The organism is Photobacterium alginatilyticum (genome assembly GCF_009910675.1).
GTDB classification, from domain to species: domain Bacteria; phylum Pseudomonadota; class Gammaproteobacteria; order Enterobacterales; family Vibrionaceae; genus Photobacterium; species Photobacterium alginatilyticum.
Genome location: NZ_RSEJ01000063.1, coordinates 1 through 4,616 on the forward strand (window position 1 = coordinate 1; position 4,616 = coordinate 4,616).

Below are 4,616 nucleotides of genomic sequence, written 5' to 3' on the forward strand. Positions count from 1 at the left end.
CAAAGAACGTAGCAACCTGCATTTCCCAGATCTTTAAGGACAGCCTTACGATGAACGAGTGGCCTAAGATTTCCCGTTCTTGGGCGATGCGGTTACGACCAGATCCAAAAGCAGGCTTTTTCCATGCCTAACGCCTGCAATAAGGTGCGCCCCACTGAACCAGCCAAGCGCACCCAACTCCATACCCAAACCGCCGAGTGTAACGCATCACCTTGATTGCCTTGTTAAGTTTATACTTCCTTGATCACCATCTCATACTTTCTTGGGTGCGGTATTGCTTGCATTACTTTCACCGATGATAAACCATGTTCTTCAAGAGATTTGATAACAGACTGCCTTAATTCGTCCGTAGACTTCCAACCAAATATTATTGAACTGATTGCATCTTTTGGGTAATCAAAAAGCCTAACTTTTTGATAAATCTCATCTGTATGATCAGGTAATTCGTCTGGGTATGGCAAAAAAGTATTACCATTTTCGAGCTGAATGCGTTCAACAAAAGCCATACTCTTTCGAATTTCTTGCTCATACGCCCAATCGGTACTTTTTGTATAAAACAATGAAGCATCCTGTTTACCTTGCAGCGGGTTCAAATATGGTCGTTGGTCACTGTATTCAACTTCAGTCATTCCAAAGTCAAAATAACTATGGCTTGCTTCAAACCCTATAACAAAACCTTCATGGTTTTGAGCATAATGAGACCACATTAATATATTTTTATCGGTCTTACTCAAACTCAGATAGCCTTGAACATTTGCATCCAACATGACAATCGAAAACGCTTGCTCAAAAAGCCACTTTTCATCCGTATAACAGCGATAAAAATTTGGAAAGTCCTTCTTTCTTGCTCTAACGTATTGCTTCTTTTTTACAGGGCTTCGAAAATCAATTTCAGCCGCTTCAGCCTCAATGCGAGCAATAAACTGGCGCATGTACCAGTCTTTATCTTTATCAATTATCGCAGGAAAGACTTCGAAAGGATCATTTAAGGCAATTGCTTGTGTATAACGGATTTTAAGATTTCCCAATACATCTATTCGTTGCGGATTCAGATACTTAAAACATTGCACGAACTCTCCAAATAAACTTAACGCCTGCGATAAGGTGCCCCACGCTAAACCAGCAAAGCGCACCGAACCTCTTACCAAAACCGCCGAGTGTAACGGGTCACCTTGATTGCTTTGTTAGGCATTTCCACATGTGAAATGCCTACTTGGCCGCCGAACTCTCAGCGCAGTCCGCTGCCAATCATGGGATACAGCATGCACTAAATCTCAAGTTAAACTAATACTATCAGCACCTTAAAGCCAGATGCATTTACATGACATCCTGATGATATACTAATCAAGGCTGCATCACTGGACTGATGGGTTGAGTTTACGACAAGCCTTTCACAGCAATGCATCGAGGAAACTAGGAACGTTTATTGCCTCCGCCTGAGGCAGCAAAGAACGGTTCAACTTGCGCTTCCCAGAACTTTAAGGGCAGCCCTACAATGAACGAATGGCCTAAGATTTCCCGTTCTTGGGCGATGAGGTTACGGCCAGATCATAAAGCAAGCTTTTCCCATGCCTAACGCCTGCAATAAGGTGCCCCACGCAAAACCACCAAAACGCACCGAACTTCATACCAAAACCGCCGAGTGTAACTGGTCACCTTGATTGCCTTGTTAGGCATTTCCACATGTGACATTCCTACTTGGCCGGCGAACTCTCAGCGTACTCCAACGCCAACCGTGGGATACAGCGACCACAAACCTAAAGTAACATACTGATTATCTACACCTTAAAGCCAGCTATATTTGCATGACATCCTGATGAAATGCTAATCGAGGCTGCATCACTAGGCTGACAGGTTAAGATGAAGACAAGCCTTTCACTGCGGTGCAACGAGGAAACTAGGAATGCTTATTGCCATAGTCTGAGGCAGCAAAGAACGTAGCAACCAGCCTTTCCCAGATCTTTAAGGGCAGCCTTACGATGATCGAATGGCCTTAGATTTCCCGTTCTTGAGCGACGCGGTTACGACCAGATCCAAAAGCAGGCTTTCCCATGCCTAACGCTGAACATAAGTTGCGCCACGATAAACTTACCAAGCGCACCAAACCCCATACCAAAAATGCCGAATAAAACGCGTCAACTTGATGTTTTTGTTATGCCTTTGAGTTTCGTAAATCCTGTTTCAGCTCTTGCATAATTGCTTTCACCTCGGCTTGAACCTCATCAAAAAGCTCAATTTCGTTGTTAACGTCGTGTGTATGATTCAGCTCATGCCTCTTTTCAATTAAGGCTTCAATACGTAAACAAAGTTCTTCGTCATCAATAAGAAGTTGAGCTTCGGCTATAAGTGCAAGATCTGCGAAAAACGAGTCATTTTCCGAGTTGAATCCCATTGACTGAAAATTTGATGCTAACTTCGAAAAAGCTACTAACTTTTTGTCCCGTAGCCAATTACGAATTTCTTTCCGTTCTAAATATGGTTGCAAATAGATTAAGTCAAAAGCTTTAACGCAAATACCACCTAACCCAAACGCTGATAATAACTTTATAATTTCCATACTTTCCTATGCATAACGTCTGCAATAAGGTTGAACTAACAAAGCACAATGTACTCGATATTAAAACCACTGAGTGTAACGCATGACCTTAGTTTTTTTATTATGCGATTTGTTCACAAACCTTGTCCAAGAAATTTAATACATCACAACTATCCTTGGGTTCGTTTCTCAATGAAGTAAAATCTACGTATTGATGCAACGAAGTAATGTTCTCAGATATTCCATTTAATTTAGCAGCTTCTGAATCAGACTCAGAAAAATCACTTTTTAAACCCTTCGGGCATGCTCTGTACAAAATAGGATGTATACTAATTCCTGCTTCAGTCGCCCAAACAACTTCTTGAATACACATTTTACTATTGAAGTATGAAGGAGAAAGAATACAAACAAACACATTTGAACTTTTTACTTCACTTTCTAAAGCACTTCTCCAATTCACACCCCACTTTAACCCTGTAGTATCTTGAAATAAATCAATGTCATCACCGATACATTGACCCAAGACAATTTCAAACTGTTTGCGCAATTGAGTTACATGTTGAGGGTTTGCATCATCCCTCTTCGCATAACTCCAAAATATTTTCATCTACTACTCCATTGTATATAGCAAAGGCATAACGCCTGCAATAAGGTGCCCCACGAATAACCAGCAAAGCGCACCGAACTCCATACCAAAACCGCCGAGTGTAACGGGTCACCTTGATTGCTTTGTTAGGCAACCAGTCAATCACATGCTTATCCTACCTCACATCGGTTGAAGAGCATCTAAATCGAGCTGTTTTTTGATAGCTTGAATAGTATCTTCGTGATCAATACCTTTAAGTGTTAATGTGCTTTTAATCAAAGGACTACTCCAAGCAAATTTGATTATTACCTTGTCTTTTATAAACTTAATTGATTGAATTGGAGCAAATTTATCTTTTACCAATTGCTCTTGTAAATTCACTCCAGGGATATACAGTTGCATAACATTTTTATATATCCTTATTGGTCCAAGTTTACTATAAGCAAAGTAAAATATAGTGTTGCGACTGAAAATAATTTCAGCTCTATGCCACGAAACTCTTGCTGCTCCAAATGTCCGTGAAGAGTGCGCTACTTTCACATCCAAAGATACATCATCGTCACTTTGTGTGATTTTCTCCAATATGTATTTTTTCTTTTTAATCGCGTTTCGATTAAATAAATAATTCACCAATAGTAAAGCAAAAACTAGAAATATGACTATAGCAGGTGACTCTAAAATCATACTGTACATTCTTTCAAAAGATTCCATTATTTCTCTCAAATTAGTAATGTTATTAAAGTCATAAAACGATTTGTCATCAGTTGAAGTCTGTTAGGCTAATTTTCGGGTTGCCTAACGCCGGGCATAAGGTGCACCAACACCAAACCTACCAAGCGCACTAAACTCCATACCAAAACTGCCGAGTGTAACGTGTCACCTTGATGCCTTTGTTATGGCAAACTCAAGGGATTTAAATCACTTACCAGGTACGCTACCACTACAGAAATATCTGCTCGAACGCGAAACAGTTTACCCTACCGATAAAACCCGAACAGAAATTAATACATAACTTCATGAACCAACACGTAAAATCAGTAGCCACTGGAGAAAGACATGCTCTTTACCAAAAGATATAAATCTGAAGCTTCGGGGAAGTTAGCAAGAATTGAAACTTGATAATCCGACGCTCAATTTTGATAGTTTTCTTTCGATGATTTCTCTGGCATTTCTGACAGCCAACGCAATAGGAAAATCGAGTGTGCTGCGGACAAAGCCCGCAAAATTCACAGTTCGTTATACACTGAAAGCGTTCAGGTATATCGCCCAAAAAGTTCGACTTAATAGCCGCTAAGCTTGACCCGCAGACATTGAAGCGAACACCACGTTGCCTGTGCTTTTAAGCCATAACGCTTGCGATAAGGTGCCCCGCACGAAACTAACAAAGCACACTGAACTTCATACCAAAACCGCCGAGTGTAACGGGTCACCTTGATTGCCTTGTTAGGCATTTCCACATGCGACCTTCCTACTTGACCGCCAAACTCTCAGCGT

General features: G+C 40.8%; 4 protein-coding genes. All 4 read right to left on the reverse strand.

Going from position 1 to position 4,616, the window contains the following annotated elements:
* Positions 1 to 230: 230 nt before the first annotated feature.
* The 4 genes from EIZ48_RS30010 to EIZ48_RS27620 all read right to left on the reverse strand — a co-directional run bounded on the left by EIZ48_RS30010 (position 231) and on the right by EIZ48_RS27620 (position 3,833).
* Positions 231 to 1,133 carry a DUF2971 domain-containing protein gene (locus EIZ48_RS30010; protein ID WP_205298627.1) on the reverse strand — a complete coding sequence of 301 codons (903 nt, stop codon included), beginning with the start codon at positions 1,131 to 1,133 and terminating at the stop codon, positions 231 to 233.
* Positions 1,134 to 2,152: 1,019 nt separating this feature from the next.
* Complete coding sequence (locus EIZ48_RS27610; RefSeq protein ID WP_160658534.1) at positions 2,153 to 2,557, reverse strand: hypothetical protein; 405 nt, start codon at positions 2,555 to 2,557, stop codon at positions 2,153 to 2,155.
* Between the two features lie 100 nt (positions 2,558 to 2,657).
* The gene (locus tag EIZ48_RS27615) at positions 2,658 to 3,143 is read right to left on the reverse strand and encodes a toll/interleukin-1 receptor domain-containing protein (RefSeq protein WP_160658536.1); all 486 of its coding nucleotides are present in this window, start codon (positions 3,141 to 3,143) and stop codon (positions 2,658 to 2,660) included.
* Positions 3,144 to 3,302: 159 nt separating this feature from the next.
* On the reverse strand, positions 3,303 to 3,833 hold the full coding sequence (locus EIZ48_RS27620) for a hypothetical protein (RefSeq protein WP_160658537.1): 531 nt from the start codon (positions 3,831 to 3,833) through the stop codon (positions 3,303 to 3,305).
* Positions 3,834 to 4,616: the final 783 nt, after the last annotated feature.

Excerpts from the sequence above, each read along its gene's own strand:
- EIZ48_RS27610 (WP_160658534.1), bottom strand. The coding sequence starts at position 2,557 with ATGGAAATTATAAAGTTATTATCAGCGTTTGGGTTAGGTGGTATTTGC.
- EIZ48_RS27615 (WP_160658536.1), bottom strand. The coding sequence starts at position 3,143 with ATGAAAATATTTTGGAGTTATGCGAAGAGGGATGATGCAAACCCTCAA.
- EIZ48_RS27620 (WP_160658537.1), bottom strand. The coding sequence starts at position 3,833 with ATGGAATCTTTTGAAAGAATGTACAGTATGATTTTAGAGTCACCTGCT.